At 71.0% G+C, this 21,797-nt stretch carries 34 protein-coding genes; 31 read left to right on the top strand and 3 right to left on the bottom strand.

Annotated elements, in window-relative coordinates; all coding sequences use genetic code 11:
- Positions 1-119: 119 nt before the first annotated feature.
- Positions 120-1,595, bottom strand: a complete 1,476-nt coding sequence (locus tag AB0A95_RS31040; protein ID WP_357559287.1) for a tyrosine-type recombinase/integrase — start codon at positions 1,593-1,595, stop codon at positions 120-122.
- Between the two features lie 7 nt (positions 1,596-1,602).
- Positions 1,603-1,989, bottom strand: a complete 387-nt coding sequence (locus AB0A95_RS31035) for a helix-turn-helix transcriptional regulator (protein WP_357559286.1) — start codon at positions 1,987-1,989, stop codon at positions 1,603-1,605.
- Between the two features lie 219 nt (positions 1,990-2,208).
- Here AB0A95_RS31035 and AB0A95_RS31030 point away from each other — a divergent pair, with 219 nt between their 5' ends.
- The 28 genes from AB0A95_RS31030 (at position 2,209) to AB0A95_RS30895 (ending at position 18,807) form a co-directional block, all read left to right on the top strand.
- On the top strand, positions 2,209-2,484 hold the full coding sequence (locus tag AB0A95_RS31030; RefSeq protein WP_357559285.1) for a hypothetical protein: 276 nt from the start codon (positions 2,209-2,211) through the stop codon (positions 2,482-2,484).
- A 78-nt stretch (positions 2,485-2,562) separates the two neighbouring features.
- Entirely contained in the window at positions 2,563-3,348 is a 786-nt protein-coding gene (locus AB0A95_RS31025) for a hypothetical protein (protein WP_357559284.1), read from the top strand.
- Positions 3,345-3,620, top strand: a complete 276-nt coding sequence (locus tag AB0A95_RS31020; RefSeq protein WP_357559283.1) for a hypothetical protein — start codon at positions 3,345-3,347, stop codon at positions 3,618-3,620. Before AB0A95_RS31025 ends, AB0A95_RS31020 begins: the two co-directional genes overlap by 4 nt.
- Entirely contained in the window at positions 3,620-3,955 is a 336-nt protein-coding gene (locus AB0A95_RS31015) for a hypothetical protein (protein ID WP_357559282.1), read from the top strand. Before AB0A95_RS31020 ends, AB0A95_RS31015 begins: the two co-directional genes overlap by 1 nt.
- On the top strand, positions 3,952-4,356 hold the full coding sequence (locus AB0A95_RS31010) for a hypothetical protein (protein ID WP_357559281.1): 405 nt from the start codon (positions 3,952-3,954) through the stop codon (positions 4,354-4,356). The genes AB0A95_RS31015 and AB0A95_RS31010 overlap by 4 nt, the downstream gene beginning before the upstream one ends.
- Complete coding sequence (locus AB0A95_RS31005; RefSeq protein ID WP_357559280.1) at positions 4,353-5,408, top strand: Rad52/Rad22 family DNA repair protein; 1,056 nt, start codon at positions 4,353-4,355, stop codon at positions 5,406-5,408. The genes AB0A95_RS31010 and AB0A95_RS31005 overlap by 4 nt, the downstream gene beginning before the upstream one ends.
- On the top strand, positions 5,405-7,144 hold the full coding sequence (locus tag AB0A95_RS31000; RefSeq protein WP_357559279.1) for a UvrD-helicase domain-containing protein: 1,740 nt from the start codon (positions 5,405-5,407) through the stop codon (positions 7,142-7,144). The genes AB0A95_RS31005 and AB0A95_RS31000 overlap by 4 nt, the downstream gene beginning before the upstream one ends.
- A complete protein-coding gene (locus tag AB0A95_RS30995; RefSeq protein ID WP_357559278.1) occupies positions 7,137-7,403 on the top strand; it encodes a hypothetical protein in 267 nt (88 codons plus the stop codon). Before AB0A95_RS31000 ends, AB0A95_RS30995 begins: the two co-directional genes overlap by 8 nt.
- Entirely contained in the window at positions 7,400-7,597 is a 198-nt protein-coding gene (locus tag AB0A95_RS30990) for a hypothetical protein (protein WP_357559277.1), read from the top strand. Before AB0A95_RS30995 ends, AB0A95_RS30990 begins: the two co-directional genes overlap by 4 nt.
- Positions 7,597-7,815 carry a hypothetical protein gene (locus AB0A95_RS30985; RefSeq protein WP_357559276.1) on the top strand — a complete coding sequence of 73 codons (219 nt, stop codon included), beginning with the start codon at positions 7,597-7,599 and terminating at the stop codon, positions 7,813-7,815. The genes AB0A95_RS30990 and AB0A95_RS30985 overlap by 1 nt, the downstream gene beginning before the upstream one ends.
- On the top strand, positions 7,812-8,204 hold the full coding sequence (locus AB0A95_RS30980) for a hypothetical protein (RefSeq protein WP_357559275.1): 393 nt from the start codon (positions 7,812-7,814) through the stop codon (positions 8,202-8,204). Before AB0A95_RS30985 ends, AB0A95_RS30980 begins: the two co-directional genes overlap by 4 nt.
- Positions 8,201-8,614, top strand: coding sequence for a hypothetical protein (locus AB0A95_RS30975; protein WP_357559274.1), 414 nt, complete (start codon positions 8,201-8,203; stop codon positions 8,612-8,614). Before AB0A95_RS30980 ends, AB0A95_RS30975 begins: the two co-directional genes overlap by 4 nt.
- 75 nt (positions 8,615-8,689) lie before the next feature.
- Positions 8,690-9,544 carry a hypothetical protein gene (locus tag AB0A95_RS30970; RefSeq protein WP_357559273.1) on the top strand — a complete coding sequence of 285 codons (855 nt, stop codon included), beginning with the start codon at positions 8,690-8,692 and terminating at the stop codon, positions 9,542-9,544.
- Between the two features lie 10 nt (positions 9,545-9,554).
- On the top strand, positions 9,555-9,737 hold the full coding sequence (locus AB0A95_RS30965) for a hypothetical protein (protein ID WP_357559272.1): 183 nt from the start codon (positions 9,555-9,557) through the stop codon (positions 9,735-9,737).
- Positions 9,737-9,943 (top strand): hypothetical protein, encoded by a 207-nt coding sequence (locus AB0A95_RS30960; RefSeq protein ID WP_357559271.1) that lies wholly within the window; start codon positions 9,737-9,739, stop codon positions 9,941-9,943. The genes AB0A95_RS30965 and AB0A95_RS30960 overlap by 1 nt, the downstream gene beginning before the upstream one ends.
- Positions 9,936-10,325 carry a hypothetical protein gene (locus AB0A95_RS30955; RefSeq protein WP_357559270.1) on the top strand — a complete coding sequence of 130 codons (390 nt, stop codon included), beginning with the start codon at positions 9,936-9,938 and terminating at the stop codon, positions 10,323-10,325. Before AB0A95_RS30960 ends, AB0A95_RS30955 begins: the two co-directional genes overlap by 8 nt.
- Before the next feature lie 15 nt (positions 10,326-10,340).
- Positions 10,341-11,417 (top strand): hypothetical protein, encoded by a 1,077-nt coding sequence (locus AB0A95_RS30950; protein WP_357559269.1) that lies wholly within the window; start codon positions 10,341-10,343, stop codon positions 11,415-11,417.
- A 3-nt stretch (positions 11,418-11,420) separates the two neighbouring features.
- The gene (locus AB0A95_RS30945) at positions 11,421-11,609 is read left to right on the top strand and encodes a hypothetical protein (RefSeq protein ID WP_357559268.1); all 189 of its coding nucleotides are present in this window, start codon (positions 11,421-11,423) and stop codon (positions 11,607-11,609) included.
- A complete protein-coding gene (locus AB0A95_RS30940) occupies positions 11,606-12,298 on the top strand; it encodes a hypothetical protein (protein WP_357559267.1) in 693 nt (230 codons plus the stop codon). The genes AB0A95_RS30945 and AB0A95_RS30940 overlap by 4 nt, the downstream gene beginning before the upstream one ends.
- On the top strand, positions 12,295-12,621 hold the full coding sequence (locus AB0A95_RS30935; protein WP_357559266.1) for a hypothetical protein: 327 nt from the start codon (positions 12,295-12,297) through the stop codon (positions 12,619-12,621). The genes AB0A95_RS30940 and AB0A95_RS30935 overlap by 4 nt, the downstream gene beginning before the upstream one ends.
- 196 nt (positions 12,622-12,817) lie before the next feature.
- On the top strand, positions 12,818-13,081 hold the full coding sequence (locus AB0A95_RS30930) for a hypothetical protein (protein WP_357559265.1): 264 nt from the start codon (positions 12,818-12,820) through the stop codon (positions 13,079-13,081).
- A complete protein-coding gene (locus tag AB0A95_RS30925; protein ID WP_357559264.1) occupies positions 13,078-13,389 on the top strand; it encodes a hypothetical protein in 312 nt (103 codons plus the stop codon). Before AB0A95_RS30930 ends, AB0A95_RS30925 begins: the two co-directional genes overlap by 4 nt.
- A gap of 241 nt (positions 13,390-13,630) precedes the next feature.
- A complete protein-coding gene (locus AB0A95_RS30920) occupies positions 13,631-14,155 on the top strand; it encodes a helix-turn-helix domain-containing protein (protein ID WP_357559263.1) in 525 nt (174 codons plus the stop codon).
- Positions 14,145-15,431 carry a phage terminase large subunit gene (locus AB0A95_RS30915; protein ID WP_357559262.1) on the top strand — a complete coding sequence of 429 codons (1,287 nt, stop codon included), beginning with the start codon at positions 14,145-14,147 and terminating at the stop codon, positions 15,429-15,431. Before AB0A95_RS30920 ends, AB0A95_RS30915 begins: the two co-directional genes overlap by 11 nt.
- A 15-nt stretch (positions 15,432-15,446) precedes the next feature.
- Complete coding sequence (locus AB0A95_RS30910) at positions 15,447-15,788, top strand: RyR domain-containing protein (RefSeq protein WP_357559261.1); 342 nt, start codon at positions 15,447-15,449, stop codon at positions 15,786-15,788.
- Positions 15,788-16,060, top strand: a complete 273-nt coding sequence (locus tag AB0A95_RS30905; RefSeq protein WP_357559260.1) for a hypothetical protein — start codon at positions 15,788-15,790, stop codon at positions 16,058-16,060. The genes AB0A95_RS30910 and AB0A95_RS30905 overlap by 1 nt, the downstream gene beginning before the upstream one ends.
- 14 nt (positions 16,061-16,074) lie before the next feature.
- Positions 16,075-17,658 (top strand): phage capsid protein, encoded by a 1,584-nt coding sequence (locus AB0A95_RS30900; protein WP_357559259.1) that lies wholly within the window; start codon positions 16,075-16,077, stop codon positions 17,656-17,658.
- Positions 17,659-17,661: 3 nt separating this feature from the next.
- Positions 17,662-18,807 carry a phage minor capsid protein gene (locus AB0A95_RS30895; RefSeq protein ID WP_357559258.1) on the top strand — a complete coding sequence of 382 codons (1,146 nt, stop codon included), beginning with the start codon at positions 17,662-17,664 and terminating at the stop codon, positions 18,805-18,807.
- Here the strand turns inward: AB0A95_RS30895 and AB0A95_RS30890 are convergent.
- The gene (locus AB0A95_RS30890; protein WP_357559257.1) at positions 18,804-19,238 is read right to left on the bottom strand and encodes a hypothetical protein; all 435 of its coding nucleotides are present in this window, start codon (positions 19,236-19,238) and stop codon (positions 18,804-18,806) included. The two genes, AB0A95_RS30895 and AB0A95_RS30890, sit on opposite strands and share 4 nt — an antisense overlap.
- Before the next feature lie 94 nt (positions 19,239-19,332).
- On the opposite strand from AB0A95_RS30890, the gene AB0A95_RS30885 reads away from it, so the two are divergent.
- The 3 genes from AB0A95_RS30885 to AB0A95_RS30875 are packed head-to-tail and all read left to right on the top strand — an operon-like array spanning position 19,333 to position 21,751.
- The gene (locus AB0A95_RS30885) at positions 19,333-20,070 is read left to right on the top strand and encodes a hypothetical protein (RefSeq protein ID WP_357559256.1); all 738 of its coding nucleotides are present in this window, start codon (positions 19,333-19,335) and stop codon (positions 20,068-20,070) included.
- Between the two features lie 17 nt (positions 20,071-20,087).
- On the top strand, positions 20,088-21,095 hold the full coding sequence (locus tag AB0A95_RS30880; protein ID WP_357559255.1) for a major capsid protein: 1,008 nt from the start codon (positions 20,088-20,090) through the stop codon (positions 21,093-21,095).
- The gene (locus tag AB0A95_RS30875; protein WP_357559254.1) at positions 21,095-21,751 is read left to right on the top strand and encodes a hypothetical protein; all 657 of its coding nucleotides are present in this window, start codon (positions 21,095-21,097) and stop codon (positions 21,749-21,751) included. Before AB0A95_RS30880 ends, AB0A95_RS30875 begins: the two co-directional genes overlap by 1 nt.
- Positions 21,752-21,797: the final 46 nt, after the last annotated feature.

The raw sequence follows: 21,797 nt of genomic DNA, 5'->3' as shown, positions 1-21,797 counted from the left end.
ACTCGTAATGCGTAGGTCGACGGTTCGATTCCGTCAGGCGGCTCCACGAAGGCGAAGGCCCCGTGACCAGGCGATAAGCCAAGGTCACGGGGCCTTCGTCGTACCGTCGAAGATCACCTTCAGGGCTGCTGGGTTGCACCTTTCGGTTGCAGTAGCGCCGCGAGGTTTCCGTCCATCAACGCCGACACCGCCCGGTCGAGCGCCTCCCGCTGCGTCTTCTTCGCGACGTCCACGTAGATCCGCGTCGTCGAGATCTGCGTGTGCCCGAGCATGTCCTGGACCACGCTGAGGTCAGCGCCCGCGGCGACGGCCATCGTGCCGGCAGTGTGCCGCGCCGCGTGCAACTTCTTGTCGGGCACACCCGCGCGGATCAGCAGCGCCTCCCACGCCTTGTGGTCCTGCGCGGCGTCGAGGCGCTTCCCCCACGGCGACGTGAACACCAACTCCTCGGGCGTCCACTCCAGGCCCAGCAGCCGGAACTGCTGCTGCTGCCGCTCCCGGTGCCGGCGCAGCAACTCGACGAGCACCGCAGGCAACGCCAGCGGACGTACGGACTTCTCCGTCTTCAGGTCCACCTCGACGATGCCGCCACCGACCCGCTGCGGACAGTGGCGGGCGTGACCCACGCAGCCCGGCAAGCAGGGTCGCGGGCACGGCCGACGATGGAGCCGGCAGCCAGATGCCTGCTTCCGCGATGGACAGCGGAACGGCTGGATCCGGCACGACTGTGGGTCCTTGCACCCGTGCACCCAGCTCGGTGGGCACGGCTTGCGGTGCCGCTCCGCCACGCAGGCAACCGGGTCGTCGCACCCGTGCTCCCACGACCGGCGCTGCAACTGCGTCTCCAACTCGACGAACGGCTCCTCGCCGGGCGCCGGGTCGAGGTGCACCTTCGGCCACCGAATGCCCAACGTCTCACCCTGCCGAGGCCCGGCGAGCAGGCCAAGGAGCCACCGCGCCGCCATGTCGTCGTCCAGAGCGGCTTTGATGACCGCCTCGGTCTCCGCCACCGTTAACGAGGCGACCTTCTTCCCCCGCATCGTGGGCGGGTCGACCATGTCGCAGACGTTCCGGCTCGTCTTGCCGCGGCGAACAGCCGCTTTGAACGCGACGTTCAGCATCCGGTGGGTCTTGTGGATGGTGGAGTCGGAGAGTGTCGGCATGGTGCCGGTCGCGCGGCTGCCACGCACGATCTTCGTGGACGCCATCGCGGTGTACATCGCGTCGAGGTGCTCGGGCTCCAGGCGCCGGCGGTGCCCGTCGAGCCGCCACCCGCCGATGTGCGGCACCGCGTAGTTGTAGATCAGCGACCGGTACGCGGTGTAGGTCTTGTACGCGCGTCGTGGCTTAACCACGTGCTCCAGCCAGTGGATGAGCCACTGCTCGACCGTCTCGATTTTCTGCGGCACCCCGTGACCGCGCTTCGTGCTCTCCAGCAGCTCGTCGACTTTCGCGGCTACCTCGGTGGCGGTCTTGGCCTTGCGGTGCCGACGGTCCAGCTTGCCGTTCGGCTTCGTGCCCAGGGTCACCCAACAGTGGTACAAACCGTCGCTGCCCAGGTAGATCGACGGACGGCCGTTGGGCTGACGAGGCATGGGCGCATCACTCCTTGGCGAGGTACCTCAGCGTCGCCCGGATCGAGGTCTTCTGCTCGGCCGGGGTGTTGGGGTCGTTGAGCTTGCGCAGGATCGCGCGGATGTCGGGGTCGACGATCGGCTCCGGGGCGGTGGGCTGCCGGGAGCCGTCCCAGCCCAAGATCTGGGTGGCGGTTTTCACCGGGATCCCCAGGCCCTCGCAGAAAGCGATCACCTTCTCGCGGCGTGGGTTCGGTGACTCTGCCCTGACCCAGCGGTAGATGGTGGCCCGGCCGATGCCAGTCGTGGTCTCGACATCCTCAATGTCCAGGCCGCGCTCCTTGGCATCCCCCAGGGCGCGCTTGATGAACTCGCCGAACAGGCGCACGCGGGGATCCTGGCTCTGCTTCGGCACGTCCTCACCATAAGTGCCGCTCTCGGTACCCAATTGCCGATCGCGGCTCGATTGCCGTACACGGCTCCGCCGACCAACGTCTACCGGGAGCGGAGTCATGGGGACATCGACCAGAGTCATGGCCTCAGGGTAAGGCCAGTCGGACGTCCAATCACTGTCCGAAAGTATGAGCGTTGCCATAGTTGGCAATGCTGCAACATGGCCGCTATTGTCAGTGCCATGAACGGCAATCGTGAAGCCGAACGCGGCAACGGTCCGGTGCTCGTCATCCAGACCCCGCCTCTCGTGCTGCGTCTCCCGGCCGCCGGGCAGTTCCTCGGCGGCATCACCCGCCAGACCGTCGCCCGGCTCATCGCCGAGGGCGAGCTGGAGCCGGTCTACATCGGCGAAACCCGCATGGTCTGCCGGCTCTCCTGCGAGGCGTACGTCGCGCGGCAGAAGGCAAAGGCCCGCGCGGCCCGCGAGTCCAGCGCCGAGCTGGTCCCCGCGGCCTGAAACGAACGAAGCCCCCGGCCGCCGCGAACGGCCAAGGGGCTTCCCACCCGGACACCCACCTACCAGCTAGGAGTCCCGATGCACCCGCAGACCCTACCCGACAAGCAGGCGGCCACGATCCGCGTCGTGTTCGACGCGCTCGCCGGCGTCGAGCCGCTGACCTTCCCGGCCGACACCCCGTACGAGCAGATCACCGACCGCCTCCGGCAGGCGTTCCTCGCTGCTGACGTCATCGACAAGGGGCACACGTTCGACGTGGCGTACGGCGTAGAGCTGGGCACCGTCAAGGTGCTGGCCGACGGCGAGGTGATCGAGCACGGCTCCATCACCCGCATCGAGCCGAAGCCGGACTACTGGCTGGACCTCGCCGACGACCTGCGCCAGGCTGCTGACCGGGTCGCCACCCTCGCCGGCACGCCCGGCAAGCCCAGCTACGTCACCTTCACCGTCTGCGCCGGGCTGCTGCGGTGGGATGAAGCCAGCGCGGTCCCGATGGTCAACACCATCGCCAAGGCGTTCAGCGTCGAAGCCACCACCGAGGACCACAACCAGACCGGCACCTGGGGCCACCGGGCGACGGCAACGGTCGGCACTCTCGAGGTGACGGCCTACGCGAACGTGACGAAGCCGGTCGACGTCGAGGACACCCTCCGGGCCCGCGTGGCCGAGCTGGAGGCGCGGCTCGCCGCGGGAGGTGCGACCCGCCAGGGAGTCGACCCGATCGACCGCCGGGACGTGGCCAACGACCCGTGGCGCTGCCCGGACTGCCACCACGAGGCCGAGCACCGCCACGACACCGGCTGCGCGGCCCGCAAGGACGGCGTCCGCTGCGGCTGCACGACGCACATCGGCGGTGTCCGATGACGCAGCCGCCGACCCCGCACATCCCGCCGACCGGCCCGAACACCGGCAACCGGCCCGGCCCGCAGATCACCGACGTCGTCCCCTTCGTCCCCACCCAGCACCTCGTCATTCCGGTGACCTTCAAGGAGTGCTGCGGAGCCGTCCTGGTTGGTGAGTACTGCGACTGCGCCGAGTTCATCGGCGGCCTGTTCGACAACGCGCCGATCATCCTCCCGGCCCACGCGCCCGGCCTGACCGCGCTGACCGACTCGGCCTTGCGGGACGCGGCGTGATGGCCGCCGCCGCGCTGGCCGTGGCCGCCCTGGCGGTGCTGGTCGCGCTCCTGTTCGGCCTCGCGTGCCGGGCTGCCGACCGGGAGCTCAAATCCCGGGCCGTCCGGCTGCACCGCCTGGCCGAGCGGATCCGGCACTACCGCGACGAGCTGACCGACCGGTCGGCCGAGGCCAAGCTCCTCGGCGAGGCCGTCGACAAGCTCACCGCGCAGGCATCCACCGCCCAGGCCGCGCTCACCCCTGACGCCGAAAAGCCCTGGCCTCGCTGGGGTTACCGCGCCCTCCGCGAGATCCAGACGGCCATTCCGGCCGACTTTCGAAAGGACAACCGGTGAGCATCGACTTCGACCTCACGGTGGCCCACCTGACCGCACCGGGGACCGGTGCTGAGACCACGGCCTGGCCGACCAACCTGCTCTCCGACCAGGCCGCGCCGCGCCGCTGGCGTGGCCGGCATCGGGCGCACCCGATCCGGACCGCGCTCGCGGACCGGTTCAACCCGGGCGCGGAGCACGAGGGCGCGACCCCGGAGTGGGCCGACCTGCTCCGGGCCTCCCTGCTCACCACCGCCAGCCCGGCCGAGGTGACCGCCGAGATCCCGCCGGTCCGCCGACCCGCGCTCGCCCTGGCCGCCGTGCCCTACCAGTTGGTCGACGTGCCGCACCTCGGCGTGCTGCCGATCGGCCCCCAGCAGCCCGCCTACATCGCCGACGCCATTACTGGAGCAGCCGCATGACCGCGCTGACCACCGCCCAGTACGACTTCCTCATCCAGGGCCTCGGCCGCAACCGCGTCAGCCAGAAGCAGGGACAGTCCCACGTCGAGGCGTGGGACATCCGCCGGCACCTCATCCGGGTCTTCGGCTTCGGCGGCTTCGACATCGAGACGATCCGCTGCGACCTGGTCAAGGAGATCGAGACCAAGCAGGGCGACCGGTCCCGCTGGACGATCGTCTACCGCGCCGAGGTGCGGCTCACCATCAAGGCCACCGACGGCACGGTGCTGGCCCGGTACGAGGACGGAGCGACCGGCGACGGCATCAACATGCCGAGCGTCGGCGACGCCCACGACTTCGCGATGAAGACTGCCCTCTCGCAGGCGCTGAAGCGGTGCGCGGTCAACCTGGGTGACCAGTTCGGCTTGGCGCTCTACAACGGAGGCAACCCGGAGCCGGTCGTTCACGGTTCGCTCGTTCGTCCGCCCGCCCCGGCTGGCGGAGACGCCAGTGCCGAGCTGCCGCACGACGACGCCCCGGTGCTGCCGGAGCCGGGGACGGAGTCGGCAGCCGTCGACGAGCACCAGGAACCGCAGCAGACCCGTCCGGTCTCTGCTCCACCGGCGCCGGAGCCCAAGCCGGTCCCGACCGCCACCGGGGTCCGGGACTGGACGCTGAGGTCGGACCGTACCGCGGAGGGCATCCGCCAGGCCGCCGGGCGGCTGCTCAACGAGCACCCGGCCGTCGCCGCTACGCAGGTCACCAACGAGCACGGCGACCAGGAGCAGCTGTCGGTGCTGATGGCCCGCCGCGCCAAGGAGCTGGACCCGCGCCCCCAGGCTGCCGCGCCGACCGAGCACGAGGAGCGGCGCCGCAAGCGCATGTTCGCCCTGCTCACCGAGCTGGGCTACGGCGAACCGGCGAAGTACCGCGAGGTCATCGGCAGGGTCCTCAAGCGGGACATCACGTCGTCGAAGGACATCTCCGCGGCCGAGGTGGAGGACGTCATCGCCGCCCTGGCGGCCCGGCAGGTCCAGCTCCGCAACCAGGCCAAGGCGGAGGCGGCCCGATGAGTCACAAGCCCACCGCCGAGCAGCAGGCCGTCATCGATGCGTTCGTGGCCGGGGACTCCCTGGTCACCGTCGCGGTCGCCGGAGCCGGCAAGACCACCACCCTCCGCATGTCCGCCGAGGCCCGCATCGCCCAGCACCCCACCTTCCGGGGCCTCTACGTGGCCTACAACTCGTCACTGGCCAAGGAAGCGCGGGCGGCGTTCCCGGCCGGGGTCGACTGCCGGACCGCGCACAGCGTGGCGTTCGCCTCGCACGGCAGGGACCTGGCGCACCGGCTCGACGCGCCCCGCATGACCGGCAAGAAGGCCGCCGAACTGATGTACGCCGGCGGCCGGTACGCCGAGACCCGGATCCTCAACGCGCCGGTCGAGGTCGCCACCGACGTGCTCCTCACCCCCGCCCAGATCGCCCGCCTGGCCCTGACCACAGTGGAGCGGTACTGCCAGTCCGACGCCGACGAAATCAGCGCGGAACATGTCCCGCTGGTCAACGGCGTCACCGACCGGTACGCCCGCGAAGCCCTGGCCGGCATCGTGCTGCCGATCGCCGGCATGGCCTGGAAAGACCTGACCCACCCCCGAGGGAAGCTCCGCTTCCAGCCCGACATCTACCTGAAGATGTGGGCGCTGTCCCGGCCCCGCATCGCCGCCGACGCGATCCTGTTCGACGAGGCGCAGGACGCCAACCCGGTGCTGTCCCGGGTGCTGCGGGACCAGGCCCACACGCAGCTCGTCGCGGTCGGCGACCCGTACCAGCAGCTGTACGCCTGGCGGGGCGCGGTCGATGCCCTCGCCACCTGGCCGGCCGCCCACCGGCTCACCCTCGCCCAGTCGTTCCGTTTCGGGCCGATGGTCGCCGAGCGCGCCAACGAGTGGCTGCGACTGCTCGGCGCTGCGCAGCGCGTCATCGGCTTCAACCGCATCAACTCGACCGTCACCCCGCTGAACGCGGCCGACGCCATCCTGTGCCGGTCCAACGCCGGCGCCATGGCCCGGGTGATGGAGCACGTCGACGCCGGCCGGAAAGTCCACCTGGTCGGCGGGGCCAGTGACATCAAGCGGTTCGCCCAGGCCGCACTGCGGCTGATGGACGGCCAGCGAGCCGACCACCCGGAACTGATCGCGTTCGAGTCGTGGGAGGCCGTCCGGCAGTACGCCGCGCAGGACGACGGGGCGACCCTCGCCACGATCGTGAAGCTCGTCGACGAGCACGGTCCGGACAAGATCGTGCGGGTCGCGGATTCGCTCGCGTCTGAGGCTGCGGCCGAGGTGACCGTGTCGACCGCGCACAAGTCCAAGGGCCGACAGTGGGGCACGGTAAAGATCGGCTCGGACTTCCGTGAGCCGTTCCCCCGGGAGTGGCCGCCGGGGTCCGGTCGGCGGGCGGTCGTTTTGGACGCTTCCGAGCTGATGCTGCTCTACGTCGGGGTTACCCGCGCGGTTGATGTGCTCGACGACTTCTCCGCCCGGTGGGCCGGTGACTTGGCCGGCTACGGGGTGCCGATCTTGGTGCGGGGTGCGCCGTCGCAGCCGGAGCGCCTGGTGGCCAAGCACCACCCGGCGCACGCGATCCTGCCGGACGCCCCGGACCCGCTCGCCGACATGGTCGAGGCGCCGACGGTCCCCACCCCGGCGCCCGAGCCCGCCCGCCCTGCGCAGCGGCCGACCTTCCTCAGTGACCCGACGGTCGTCGCCACCTGGCCCGCCCCGCTTCCCGCCGGAGCCCGCCGTGGCTGACGTCATCCAGTTCCCCGGGGCCGGCCGCGCGCCGGCCCCGGGGCCCCGCCCCGCCCCCGCCGACCTCGACGCCATGGGGGAGCGGTACATCGCATACTGCGAGGCCCGCGACACCCCCGGCCGCGAGCGCGAAGCGGCCCTGCTCGCCCGCGCGGTCGCCGACGACAGCCCGAAGTGGCTGGCCGAGGTGGCACGCGTCGAGCAACTGCGCCAGGAACTGGCCGACGAGCTGAACCGGCTCACCGGAGGTGTCTCGTGAGCGCCCGATCCCTGCCCAACCTGGCCCGGCAACGGGTCGCCGTGCCGGTCGTCATCGGCCGCTGCAAGATCTACGGCGACCCGCTCCGGGTCGGCGACGCCACGGTGTGGCTGACCGACCCGATGGGCCTGTCGCACCTGGAGTGCAAGGCCCGAGCCGACGCCGCGGCGGTCGCCGATGTGGCGGGTGCGTGATGGCCCGCACCCGCCCGAAGCCCCGCCGCACCAAGCAGACGCCCAAGTCCCGTCTTGCCCCGTGCGTCTACCGGCGCGACGTCACGATGCCCGACCCGGCCGATCCGGACCACCCGCTGTGCGTGTGTGGGCTCGCACGTCGGCACCCCCGGCACGACCTGCCCGACACCACCGCCGCTCAGGCCGAGCACCGGCGCCGGATCGGAGACGACCGGTGATCATCGCCATCTGCTCCGCGGCGCGTCACGGCACCTGGTACGCCCTGCGCAACTACGGGTGTCAGTGCCCCGAGGCGGTCGAGGACGACCGGCGTCGCAGCCGTGAGAAGAACCGGTGCAGGCCGTACATCCGGGGCCGGAACAGCAACAAGGCCGGCGGCCGGTCCGGGTTGGACCCGATCGCCGTGGAGCGTGCCGTCGCCGGGGATCGCACCTTGCGCTTGACGACTGTCGAGCGTCGCGCCGCTATCGACCGCCTTGACTCGTTCGGCTACACCGCCGCCGAGGTGGCGGTCCGTCTCGGCATCACTTGCCGCACCGTCCAGCGGCAGCGAGCCCGCCGCCGCTCCAGCGCCGCCAGCCGCACAAAGGAGACCGGAATCGCATGAACACCGATCCGCGCACCATCGCCACCGACCTGATCCGTTCCGCCGCCGGAGACATCGACCTGATGGGCATCGGCGAGCACCTCGAAGAGCACGCCGTCGACGACCCGGACGGCACGGTCGCTCAGGAGCTCAACGACCTGATCCGCAAGGCGACCGTCACCGTCGAATGGCCGGCGGCCGAGGCCGGCGAACCGGTCACCGAGCCCGACCTGGCCGCGTGGTGCCGCAAGCGCGCCGCGAACCACCGCGCGTACGAGGAGCACGAGCTGCCCCTCTACGAGGACCGCGACATCGCGCTCATTGAGTGGGCCGTCCGCTGCCTCGGCAACCCGCGTACCGCCACCGCCGTGCCGGTGCTGCGCATCATCGCCCGCCAGCACGGCCTGGTCCTCACCGACCCCGACGCCTGACCGGTCCGGCCGGGCCTCACACCGGGGCCCGGCCGGCCACCCCGCACAGACCGCACGACAGAACAGGCGGACCGGATGTACCAACTCGTCGCCGAGGTCCTCGACCACGCCCCGAACACCCTCACCGCCGCCGAGGTCCTCATCCTCGTCGCGATCGGCGAGAGCACCCGGGCACGCGGCGAGCAGCGGGAAATACCCGTCGAAGACCTGGCCCGACGCGCCCGCCTCGACCGCCGCGGCCTCCGAGACGCCGTGACCCGCCTCGGCAAGAACGGCATCAAGGTCCGCGTCGCGATCGGCCTCGACCGCAACGGCCGACCCCTCTACGCCGTTCCCGGCAAGTCCCCGCGATGGGTCCTCCCCGCCTTCCCCCCGCCGCCCGGCTGCACCTGCCAGACCTGCCGAGAAGGAGGAGCAGAAGCGCCCCCTAAAGGAGGAGACCCAGCTCCCCCTGCCGGAAACGAGCAGGTCAAGAAGGAGGAGACCCAGCTCCCCCTAGACGAGAAGGGGGAGCCACAGCTCCGGCAGGCGGAGCCAGAACTCCGGCAGGCGGAGCCACAGCACCGTCAGCCTGACGCCACAGCGCCCCCATCTCCGTACGTAGCCGAACCCGTCATCTCTCAGCGGACGCCGACCGTCACCTACCTGCTCGACCACACCGACGCCGATGACGAAGAAGCACGACTCCTCATGAACACCATCAGGACCCGATACCAGCCACGACGAGGCGTCGCCGCCTACATCCGCGGCATGGCCGTCGGAGACCTTGCCGAACTCCTGGACGAACTCCGCGCCGCACGCCGGCCGCCCGCCGCCGACCTTCCCGTCAAGTGCGACCAGTGCGGCCCGAACCGGCTGATCGAGCTACCCGGCGGCCGAATCGGACGCTGCCCCAGCTGCCACCCGCTCACCGTCGTCAGAAGCGCCTGAGGAGCCAGCCGTGCCTGACCTCCCCGCCCCGCAGCACTCCGCCCTCCTCAACCGCCTGGTCGGCATTCAACCTGAGCCGCCCCCGGTCCCCGCTGAGCACGTCGTCGACCGCGTCGAGCACGAGCGGCGCCGCCTCGACCGGCGCCGGGTCGCCGCCGAGCGCTCTCGTCGACGCCGCACTCAGGCCGCTTGATGACGACCCCGTACCGGCACCGCACCGCAGGGGAGCGCCGCGCCCAGGCGTCCGCACAGACCGCCATCGCCCGCGCACTCGCCCACACCACCCCGCCGCCCGCCCTGGACGCTGACGAAGAGCTGGGCCGGCAGTACCCGTACGTCACACCCGCCCGCGCACGCCAGATCCGCCACGAAGTCGAGGAGTCCCGCCGCCATGGCTGAGACCCGCGCCATCCGCACTGCCCGAACCGCCCGCAAAACCCACTACTGCGGCATCCGCTCCACCGGCTGCACCCGGCTCATCCGACCCGGCGACCGGTACGTCATCACCGCCACTCCGCCGGAGCCCGCCCTCCAGGGCGAGCTGGCCATCCTCAGCGGCACCGGATGGCGGCAAATTCGCAGCTGCGCCGGTTGCGTCCAGGCGCTGCATGGCCAGACCCCAGACGAGCGGGCCACCCCGCGCCGCCCCCGTCGTCGCCGGACCCAGCCCGCCCGCCACGTCGACCCGCTCGACACCGTGCCGTGCCGGCGGCACGTCGACGAGCCCTGCTTCGACCGGCCCATCACCACCGTGCACCTGCCCGCCGCCAACATCGCCTGACGGAAGGACCCCGCCATGACCGACCAGCCCGCTGACGCCCAGCCCATCGACGGCACCAACCTCACCGAGCAGAGCATCCGGGCGCTGGAGGCCGAGCGCGATGGGGCCAGCCGCGAACTGGCGCAGGCCTGGGACGCCCTAGCCCGCGCTGGCGTAGTCGACCCCGACCCCAACGTTGAAGTCGCCGAGGCCATCGGCCGACTCACCGCCGAACGGGACAACGCCCGCACCATCGCCCAGCAGGCCGGCACCGAGATCTACCGCCTCAGGGTCGAGCTGGACGAGGCCAACGCCCAGTGCCGCCGCCTCAACCGCGAGCTGGACGACACCCGTGCCGAGATCACCGACGCCTGGGCCGCCATCAACACCACCGGACGCGCCAACGCCGGCAGCATCGCCGAACACATCACCCGGCTCGCCGACGACCTCGAGACCGCCAGGCAGACCATCGCCGCACAGGCCGCCCAACTCCGCGCCAACGGCACCCTGCTGGTCCGGCTGCGGAACCTCGACGAGCAGCGCGACCGGGTGTGGGCCGAGCACGACACCGCAGGCGCGGCGGCACTCGTCGAGCCGGACGGCGACAACCCGGATGACGCCCTGGAGCATGCCGAGAGCGCCCTCATCGACGGCGACGACAGCGTGTGGTGGCCGCGCGACGGTGGACTCTGGACAACCCGCTACCTCGAACCGATGACCCGCGACGCCATCGAAGAGACGTTCGGCGGTACCCGAGCCGTCCTGGTCATCGACATTGAGCAGGACGAAGCGGAGGCCCCCCTCGGTTCCCCGTCGCCTCGCGCGCAGGACGCCGCACTGCTCGCCCTGGTGCCGGCCGAGGCCCGCCGGCAGGCCGAGGTGGGGAACCGCGAGCCGCACGAGTCGAAGCAGACCGTCTCCAGCGTCATCGCCGTGCCGAGCCGGTTCGCCCGCGCCACCAGCGCCCCTCACGCCCAGAACGAGAGCCGGGACTGGGTCCGCCTCCGCACCGGCTCCGGCCGCCAGTACGAGGGCCACCGCAGTCCGTTCTGCCGGGGCGACGGGGTTGCTGGTCACCAGCACGACATCCGCTGCGTCGAGCGGGAGAGCTGACCGATGGTCCGCGTCCTCACCGCCGCAGCAGCCCTCTACATCGGAGCCATCGCCGCCATCCTCGGCACCACCGCAGCCACCAACCTCCAATGGACCCCCGGCGACGCCACCATGCTCGCCCTCGCCGCCGGCCTCCTCCCGCAATACCTCATCGTCGCCCACCTCCTCGGCAGCCAGAAGGACCGTCCGTGACCTCACCGCACCACCTGCACGCCACCGCCGCCACATGGTCCCTCGGTGCCGCCCTCACCACCCTGCACGCCACCGCCGCCATCGAAGCCCGTGCCATCCGCGCCCAGGTCGCCACCGCCGCCGAACCCCTCCGCTCCCCAAGCTGGGGCCGCCGGTACGCCCTCGGCGGCCACGGCGACCCCACCGGCGACGCCATCAACGCCACCCGCTCCGCCCGCGCCCGACCCAACCGGTACGAGCTGCTGCACGCCGACGTCCAGGAGCAGCTGCTCACCGTCGCCCACCACCTGCCCCACCCCGAGCACATCAACCCACTCGGCCGGATCCGCGCCTCGATCCCCGGCATGCAGCCCGGCACCGCGGCCGGCACCACCCGGCTCCTCGACCGCCTCGACGAGCGGGTACGCCGAATCCTGCGGCTTCGCCCCGCCCTGGAGCGTCTGCCGGACGTCACCTGTCCGGCGTGCCGTCGCCGGCTCGTCTACGTCCAGACCGCCGCACCGCTCGACGAGCAGACCGTCATCTGTGGGCGCGGCTGCCGCTGCACCGGGGTCGGCCTCGATGGGCAGGGGTGCGCGTGCGGGACGGCATACCGGGTCGAGGGCGTGGCGCACATCTGGCTCCGGAGCGACGTACTCGGTGCGGTCGCGGGGGCCGCACCAACCACCACCCGAGAGGATCAGCCGTGAAGATCCACGTCCGAGTTACCGAGTACGACGTGTGCGCGCTCCCCGAGGACCACATGGACGCGGGCATGTTCACCATCAAGGTCGCGTACCGAGGCCCTGGGTCGTGGGCCGTGTTGCGCGGTCGCCTCTGCCTCGGCGCTGACGGCACGTGGGAGCTTGAGCCCATCCCGTCGGACCGCACAGACGAGTGGAAGGCGACGCACCGCTTCGACCAGATGACGGCTGTCCGTCTGGCGTACGAGGCGGCCCCGAAGCTGCGGATCAACGGCTGGACACCCGAGGCGATCCTCGCCCACGACAGCGCCACCCGGGCCCAGCCGTGACGCGCAGCCTCCGTCACCGTCTCGCACGGCGCAGGCAGTCACCGTACGTGTCCCGGAAGGCCGCGAACCTCGCGTTCCGCGCCTTCAAGGTCAACCGTTCACAGGTAACCACAAGGTATGTGGCCCAATAATCGCCGTTATGGTGTGCCACCCACGGAATCAGCCTAGGAAGATGCGCGTGAGGGAGAATCGAGCCGTGACCTACCGACCGTCGCCCTACCAGCGGCACGTCCGTATCCTGCGCGCCGAACTGGCCGCCCTCGCCGAGCTGGCCGGCAAGAGCGGCGCCGACCCGGCCACGACGCTCGCCCAGATCCGCGACCGTGCCGCCGAAGCTGCCACATCGGAGTGGATGCGGCAGCGTCGGCGAGAGGATCGCGAACGCGAGGCGCGGATGGTGTGGGACCCGGACGGGAAGGTGTGGCGGGACCCTTGCCCCAGCGATCCGGAACGCCAGTGATTCGCTGCCCCCGCTGCCGCGCCCGCCTCAACGGCGAGGGCTACTGCCCCGGCACACTGCCGCTCCTGGACCCCCGACACGACGGGCGCGAGTACGGCACCGCACACCAGCTGATCCACCAAATCGGCGGTGACCTCACCACGGGCACGATCAACAACTGGCGACGCCGCGACGGCCTCGAATGCCACCGGGTCGGCCGGACGGTCTACTCGCCCCTCGACCAGGCGGCCGAGATCGAGGCGGACAAGCGGCTCGGCGGGCGTGGTCGGCCACGTCAGCTTGACGCCACCCTGGACGCCGCCGCATGATTTGATCACTCACCGCCACAGGCGGAGTGTGCCCACAGCCCGGTAGAGCGCTCAGCGCCTCCGGGCTGCTGCCGTTCCTGGAGCCGCACCCGCGCGATGACGTGGGGCCGCTTGACCGAGGACCGGCATGGGCGGGGGGTCGCGGGTGGGCCGCTGTGGTGGCCGGCCTGCCCGCACACCCACCAACGTCCCACCATTCAACCCCCCCCTGACCGGACAAGGCGCCGGGAAGAGGTGACCCATGCCCCGCTCCCGCCCCGTCACCCAGGACGATTACGACCAGGTCCGCGCGCTCCACGGCCAGAACCTCAGCCGCAACGAGATCGCCCGCCGCCTCCGCCGCTCTGGGAAGACCATCAGCTACATCGCCGACGAGCTGGGGCTGGCCTTCGACCGGAGCCGCACGAAGGCGGCTACCGCGGCGAAGGTCGTCGACGCCCGGGAGCGGCGGGCCACCCTCGCCGTCGCCCTCCTCGAGGACGCCGCACGCCTCCGTACGCAGCTCTGGGAGCGGGCCAGCTACGTCGACCATGGCGGCAAGGAGTACGACCGCGTCGACTGGACGCTCGATGAGCCGACGTTCGCCGACAAGCTGAAGCTGATGCAGGCGACCGGCATCGCGATCGACAAGGCGGTCCGCCTCGACGAGTACGACGCCGACCCGGGCATCGACGCCGCGAAGAGCATGCTCGGCGCCCTGGCCGCCGGCCTCGGCGCAGCCTACGACCAGCTCAACCAGCAGACCGAGACCCCCGATGCCGGCTGACCTCGACACCCTGGGCCGCACGCTCGCCCCGATCCACCTCCGCAGCCTGGTCGAGTCCACCGCCCGTCTGAACATCTGGCAGGGCTCGGTTCGGTCCGGGAAGACCGTCGCGTCGCTGCTGCGGCTGCTGATCGCCATCGCCAACGCGCCCACCTCCGGGCGGGTGCTGCTCTTCGGGAAGACCCGCGAGAGCGTCAACCGCAACGTGTTCGCGGTCCTCACCGATCCGGCCCTGTTCGGCCCCCTGGCCCGCCTGGTCAAGTACAACCCGGGCGCGCCCACCGGCTCGATCCTCGGTCGCGAAGTCGACGTCCTGGGCGCCAACGACGCCAAGGCCGAGCCCAAGGTCCGCGGTATGACGCTGTGCCTGGCGTACGGCGACGAGCTGACCACCATCCCCGAGGCGTTCTTCACCCAGATCCTCGCCCGCCTGTCCGTGCCCGGTGCGCAGCTGTTCGGCACCACCAACCCGGACTCGCCGGCGCACTGGCTGCGGAAGAAGTACCTGCTCCGGGAAGGCGAGCTGAATCTCCGCACCTGGCACTCCACCCTGCGGGACAACCCGCACCTGGACCCGCAGTACGTCGCCGACCTGGCCCGCGAGTATGTGGGCCTCTGGTACAAGCGGTTCATCGAGGGTCGTTGGGTTCAGGCTGAGGGCGCGGTCTTCGATATGTGGGACGAGGACCGTCACGTCGTCGCCGAGCTGCCCCGCATCCAGCGCTGGGTGAGCTTGGGCATCGACTACGGCACCCGCAACGCCACCGCCGCGCTCATCCTCGGGGTGGGCGACGACGGGCGCCTGTACCTCACCCACGAGTGGCGGCACGACCCCGCAGTTGCCCGCCGGCAGCTCACCGACGCCGCGCTCTCCCGCGAGCTGCGCGCCTGGCTCGCCGACGTCCAGGTCCCCGGCGCCACCGGCCTCCAGGGGGTCCGCCCGGAGTGGACCGTCGTCGACCCCGCCGCGGCCTCGCTGCGGTTGCAGCTGCACGAGGACGGCATGACCCCGGCCCTGGCCGACAACGCCGTCCTGGACGGCATCCGCCTCGTCTCGTCGCTGCTCGGCAACGACCAGCTCCGCGTCCACCAGTCCTGCAAGGGGCTCATCGACGAGATCCCCGGCTACTCCTGGGACGACAAGGCCGCCGAGCGCGGCGAAGACGCCCCGATCAAGGCCGACGACCACTCGATCGACGCCGCACGGTACGCGATCAAGACCCCTGAGGTGCTGTGGCGGCCGATGCTGCGCAGCGCCCACACCCTCGCCGCCTGACCCGAGAGGACCACCATGGACTCCGCTGCGATCGCGCGTGTCTGCCACGAGGCCAACCGTGCTGTCCAGATCATCACCGATGACCCCGCCGTCTCGCCGCCCTGGGACGACGCCCCGGCCTGGCAGCGCGACTCCGCCATCAACGGCGTCGAGAGCGCGCGGGCCGGCGCGCGCCCGGCACGCTTGCACGAGCTGTGGTGCGAGGAGAAGATCGCCGACGGTTGGACGTACGGGGAGGTCAAGGACGCCGAGGCCAAGACGCACCCGTGCCTGGTCAAGTACCACGAACTGCCCGAAGAGCAGAAGACCAAGGACCGGCTGTTCCTGGCCATCGTCCGAGCACTTTCCAACGTCTGATGCGGCCGACCCCGATCCCGGACAACGAGGTGTGGCCCGGATCCTTTCGGGCCGTCCTCTCCGGTCCTTCCGGGGACCTCACCGACACCGACGTCGCCCCCGTCGAGGTCCTGATGGATCGCGGCGAGAGCACCGGCGTGGCCCGCGCGTGCGTGCGCTTCGAGCTGGAGCCCGGCGACCTGGAGAAGCTCGCCGCTGGCGGAACCATCTGGCTCGGTGTCTACGGCCCGCTGCCCGTCTTCACCGTCGACGTCAAAGCACCCGGCGAATAGCCCGAGGAGGTTCGGTGCCGATCCCCACTGATGGCGCCTGGCCGCCGCCCCACGTCCAGCCCGCTTACGACGCCTACCGCGACTGGGACGCCTGGTACGCCGGGGACTCCGACCGACTACGCGAGGTGTACGCCAACCGGACCACCGCCAACCCCCGGGTCCGCCCCGGCCAGCGCGCAGGCGGCCTCTACGGGCTCGTGTCCCGCTGGCTCTGGGGTGCCCCGACCCCTGCCGGCCAGCGCGACGGCCGACTCCACGTGCCGCTGCCCGCAGACCTCGCCGCGACCTCCGCCAACCTCCTGTTCAGCGAGCCGCCCACGCTGGACCACGAAGACGAGGCGGTGATGGCCCGCCTGGAGCAGCTCGTCGAGGACGGCTTCGCCACCATGCTTCTCCATGCCGCCGAGGCCGGATCCGCCCTCGGCGACGTGTACCTCCGGCCCGTCATCGACCTGGAGGTCAGCCCGGACCGCGCGTTCCTGGCCGCCGTGCACGCCGACGGAGCGATCCCCCTCATCCGCTGGGGCAAGCTGATCGAGGTCACGTTCTGGTCGACGCTGCACGTCAACGGGGACCAGCACCTCCGGCTGCTGGAGCACCACGAGGTGGTCAACGGGGCCGGCAGGATCGTGTACGCCCTGCACGAGGGCACCCGCGACAAGCTCGGGCGGGCGGTGCCGCTCACCGACCACACCACGTCGGCGTACCTCGCCGACCTGGTCGACGCCAACAGCGCACAGGCGACCGGGCTGAGGCGCCTCGATGTGGTCCGGATCCCGAACGCCGGCCCGCAGCGCACCTGGCGTACCGAGCCTGGCCTGAAGTACCTCGGCCGGTCCGACTTCTGCGGCAACGAGCAGTGGTTCGACGCGTTGGACGACACCTGGACGGGTTGGATGCGGGACCTGCGGCTGGCCCGCTCCCGGATCATGGTGCCCGATTACATGCTCCAGTCCCTCGGTCCGGGCCGAGGTGCGACCTGGGACGCCGACCAGGAGGTCTTTACCGCCCTGAACGCGCTGCCCGACCAGGCCGGAGCGGGCATCACCTTGTCGCAGTTCGCAATCCGGCACGTCGAGCACAAGGCCACCGCTGACGCGATCGTTGAGACCGCCCTACGGCACGCCGGCCTCTCCAGCCAGACCCTCGGCGAGGAAGGCGACGTCGCAGTCACCGCCACCGAGGTCCAGGCCCGCGAACGGCAGTCCTTCACGACCCGCGGGAACCGGATCCAGACGTGGCGGCCGGCCATCGCCGACGCCATCGAGCTGCTCCTGGAACTGGAGTATGCCCGCCGCGCCGACCTGAAGGGCGACCACCCGGAGCCGGCAAAGCCGAACGTCGAGTTCGGGGACAGCGTCAGCGAGGCCCCGGAGACCACCGCCCGCACACTGCAACTCCTCTCGGCCGCCGGCGCCGTCTCGGTGGAGACGATGGTCCGCATGGTGCATCCCGACTGGGACGACCCCCAGGTCACGGCGGAGGTCAAGCGGATCAAGGGCGACGCCCCGCCGGTCGTCGACGTCGGCAGTTCCCTCGGTGCGCTCGCCGGCAACGAACCACCGCCGGCCGACGACGGGCCACCCGCCCAGGAGTAGCCCATGGCCCTCACCGGCGAGCAGATCGAGGCCATCACCCGCAGCACCGTCGACCTGTACCGCACCGCCGAACAGGCCATCGTCCGGGAGGTCACCCGGCAGCTCCTCGCCGGCATCGACGCCCAGGACTGGGCCGTCAATCGCCTCGGGGCACTGGCCACCCTGCGCCGCACCGTCGAGCGCGTCCTCCAGCTCGTGGAGGACACGGGGGCGGAACAGATCCGCGAAGCCCTGGCCCGGGCGTACCGGTCCGGTCAGGCAGCGGCCACCACCGGACTGCCCGCGCAGCTTCTCCCGCGCGATCCGGACACAGTCCGCGCTGCCGCGGTGGCCGCCGACGTGGTCACCCGGGCCGGAGTCATCGAGAACCTCGCCGCCGCGCTGATCGCGGACGTGGGCGCCCGTCATAGCAACGTGCTCCGGCACGTCCTCGACGTCTACCGCACGGTCATCCAGCAGGCGACCGCGGTCAGTGTGGCCGGCGGCCAAACCCGACGGCAGGCCAGCCAGCACGCCTACCGCGCGTTCATCGACCAGGGCGTCAGCTCATTCACCGACGCCCGGGGCCGGGTGTGGCGGCTCTCCAGCTACGTCGAGATGGCCGTCCGGACCGTTACCCAGCGGGCCGCCGTCCAGGGGCAGACCGATCGTCTCCAGACGCTGGGGATCGACCTGGTCATCGTTTCCAACTCCCCGCGCGAGTGCGAGCGTTGCCGGCCGTGGGAGGGCAAGGTGCTTTCCATCTCCGGCGCCCGGACCGGCCGGACGGAGATGCGCAGCCGGGTCGGATCGGGCACGGTGACGGTCGACATTGCCGGAACGGTTGAGCAGGCCCGCGCGGATGGGCTCCAGCATCCAAACTGCACGCACGCCCTCCGCGCGTACCTGCCCGGGGCGACCAAGATCCCGACCGGGGACCTATCCAACCCGAAGGGCTACGAGGCCCAGGTCAAGCAGCGGGCCATCGAGCGGCACATCCGCCGGTGGAAGGAACGCGAGCTGGGGGCGCTCGACGACGTCGGCAAGGCGACCGCCGCGGCGAGGGTCCGGCAGTGGCAGGGCGCGATGCGCGAGCACCTCGCCGCGAACCCCGAGCTGAAGCGCCTGCCGTACCGGGAGCAGATCGGCGCGGGCAGCGTCTCCCGCTAGAAGCTCTTCGCGATGGTGACCATGTCTGCCCGCGCCTCGTCGCTGGTCAGTGCCTGCTCCTGGGCCGTCCAAGACAGCACGTACCGGCCAGCCTGCCGGGTGTCACCCGCCTTGCTCAGCTCCTTCGCCCAGCGGGCGGCGGTGGTCTCATCGTCGAACGCGACGACGGTCACGGCGTCGGTGGTGACACGGGAGTCGCAGCCCTTCGCGCTGTCGCCCTTCTTCGCCCGGCAGCCGTCCGATGTGTCGCGCGGGTTGGGTAGAGGCCACTTCGTCGCGATCTCGTCGGCGAGCTGCTGAGCGTTTGCCGTCGTCGGCTTCCCTGCTGGCGTCGGATCTTCGCCGCCGGCCGCGAACGCGCCGATCGCCGCCCCCACCAACGCGAGCGCTATCAGAGCGAACGCGACCAACCCAACTGTCCGTGCCTTCATCGGGACCTCCTGTAGGTGACCGGGGCACGGTACCGACCACCGGCAAGGACCCGTGGTCACCAACCCGACACGACCGCCTCAAGGAGGCACCTCCGTGGACCGCAGAACCCTGCCGACCGCCGACCTCGGCTTCGTCAACCCGCACACCGGCCACCGCACCGTCCCGGGAAAGATCCTGGGCTACCGGCGCGACGGCCGACCGATCCGCGTGATCGCGGGCGGCTCCGGCGAAGGCGACACCGGCACCGGCACCGGTGGGGACACCGACGGCGACCCGGCCGGCGACACCGGACAGGACGACGACGGCACCAAGACCCCGAAGATCGTCGGGGAGTTCGACAAGGAGCGCCATGAGCGCGCCCTGGCCGCCGCCCGCGAGGGCGAGAAGAAGGCCAAGGCCGAGAAGAAGGCGGCCGACGAGCGTGTTGCCGCCGTGCTCAAGGCCGCCGGCCTCACCTCGGACGGCAAGACCGACCCCGCCGAGCAGCTCAAGGCAGCCGCCGAAGAGCGGGACAAGGCCACCCAGAAGCTCCGCGACAAGAGCCTCCGACTCGCGGTGCGGGAGAACGCCGACAAGGCCGGCGTCGACGCCACCGCCGTCATCGACTCGTCGAGCTTCCGGGACGCCACGGCCGAGCTGGACCCGGACGCGGCCGACTACGACGACCAGGTCGTGGCCGCCATGAAGAAGGCCCTCAAGGCCAACCCGCGGCTCGCCGCCACCGCCGCCCAAGGGGCCGGCAAGCAAGGCGCCGACCACAACGGCGGGGGCAGCCAGAAGAGCAAGCCGAAGAACCTCACTGAAGCCATCGCCGCCCGTCTCGGCGGCTAGACCCGAAGAGGCACGCCATGCCCGTTTCCCTCGCTCAGGCGAAACTCAACGCCACGGACGACATCGACGTCCAGGTCATCGACGAGTTCCAGAAGTCCAGCTACCTGCTCGACAAGCTGACCTTCGACGACGTGGTCAACCAGGCCGGTAGCGGCGCGACCCTGACCTACGGATACACCCGGCTCAACTCGCAGCCGACCGCTGGCTACCGCGCGATCAACGCCGAGTACACGCCGGCCGAGGTGACCAAGGTTCGCGCAACCGTGGACCTGAAGCCGCTCGGTGGGTCATTCCAGATCGACCGCGTCCTCAACGGCATCGCCGCCGCGGCCGAGACCGCGCTCCAGATGTCGCAGAAGATCAAGGCCTCGAACGCGTTCTTCTGCGACCAGGTGATCAACGCGGACAGTGCGGTGGAGGCCAACGGCTTCGACGGCCTTAACAAAATGCTGGTCGGCACGACGACCGAGTACCTGCCGCTGAACAATGGCGTCGCCACCGGCTACATCGACATGACCACGATCGACACCAAGCAGAAGGCGTTGCAGTTCATGCTGCACGTCAACGCCTGGCTCGGGAAGCTCAACGGCAAGCCCGACGCCCTGCTCATGAATTCCCTGACCAAGGCGTACTTCCTGTTCGTCGCAGCCTGGGCCGACATGATCGACAAGTCGACCAACGACCTCGGGCAGACGATCGAGCAGTACCGCGGCATCGAGCTCGTCGACCTCGGCGAGAAGGCAGGCAGCAACAACCCCGTCATCGGCACCGCCACCCGCGACGCCGACGCGGGCGGGGCGGGCGGCAACATCACCAACCTGTCCGACATCTACGCCGTGCGGTTCGGCCTCGACGGCTTCCACGGCGTCTCCATGGCCGGTCGCCCGTTGGTGCAGCAGTGGATGCCGGACTTCAGCACGAGCGGCGCCGTCAAGACCGGCGAGGTGGAGATGGGTCCGGTCGCGGTGGTCCTCAAGGCCAGCAAGGCCGCGGGCGTCCTGCGCAACCTGAAGGTTGGTGCCTGATGGCGATCATCAAGGCCCCGAACCGGGACTACCAGGGCGGCATCGCCGACGTCATCTTCCGGGACGGCGTCGCGGAGACCGACAACCCGGCAGTCATCGCGTACTGCCGGTCAGCCGGCTACGAGATCGACGGCGAGACGGCCAGCCCGGCCGCCCTGCCCCAGGTGGAGGTGGACAGCTCTCACACGCACGAGCAGCTGGCCGCGCCGCTGCGAGACGCGGCGGTCAATCCGAAGCCCGATGACTTCCTGCCGCCGGTCAACGCCGGCCAAGCCGATCCGCACGGCCCCGAGGTTGTCGCCCCCGGCATCCACGCCGTGTCCGGCCCGGGGCCGATCGTGCCCGGCCCGGTCGGCCGCCTGGAGAAGACCGAGGACGGCGGCCAGGTCGTCATCACCGACACCGCAGAGCAGCAGCGTCGGGAGACCACCGCAGCCGAGCAGGTGTTCATCGAGCAGCGTCCGGTGCCCGATGTGACGGCTGAACTGGCCAACGACACGGCGTTGCCGGACAGCGCCGAGCCGCCGGCCGGCAACGCGTCCCAGGAGGCGTGGGCGGACTGGGTCATCGGCAACGTCGAGGGCGTCGACGAGGCCACGGTGCGGGCAGCGAAGCGCGACGAGCTGCGCGAGCAGTACGGCCCGAAGGCCGAGTGACACCGACCCCCGACCGGCCCACACCGGTCGGGGGTCACCACCTGCG

It is taken from the genome of Micromonospora sp. NPDC049230, assembly GCF_040647875.1.
Classification (GTDB): domain Bacteria; phylum Actinomycetota; class Actinomycetes; order Mycobacteriales; family Micromonosporaceae; genus Micromonospora.
Note: the sequence above shows the minus strand (reverse complement) of the source record. Positions and strands in the feature narration are given on the sequence as shown.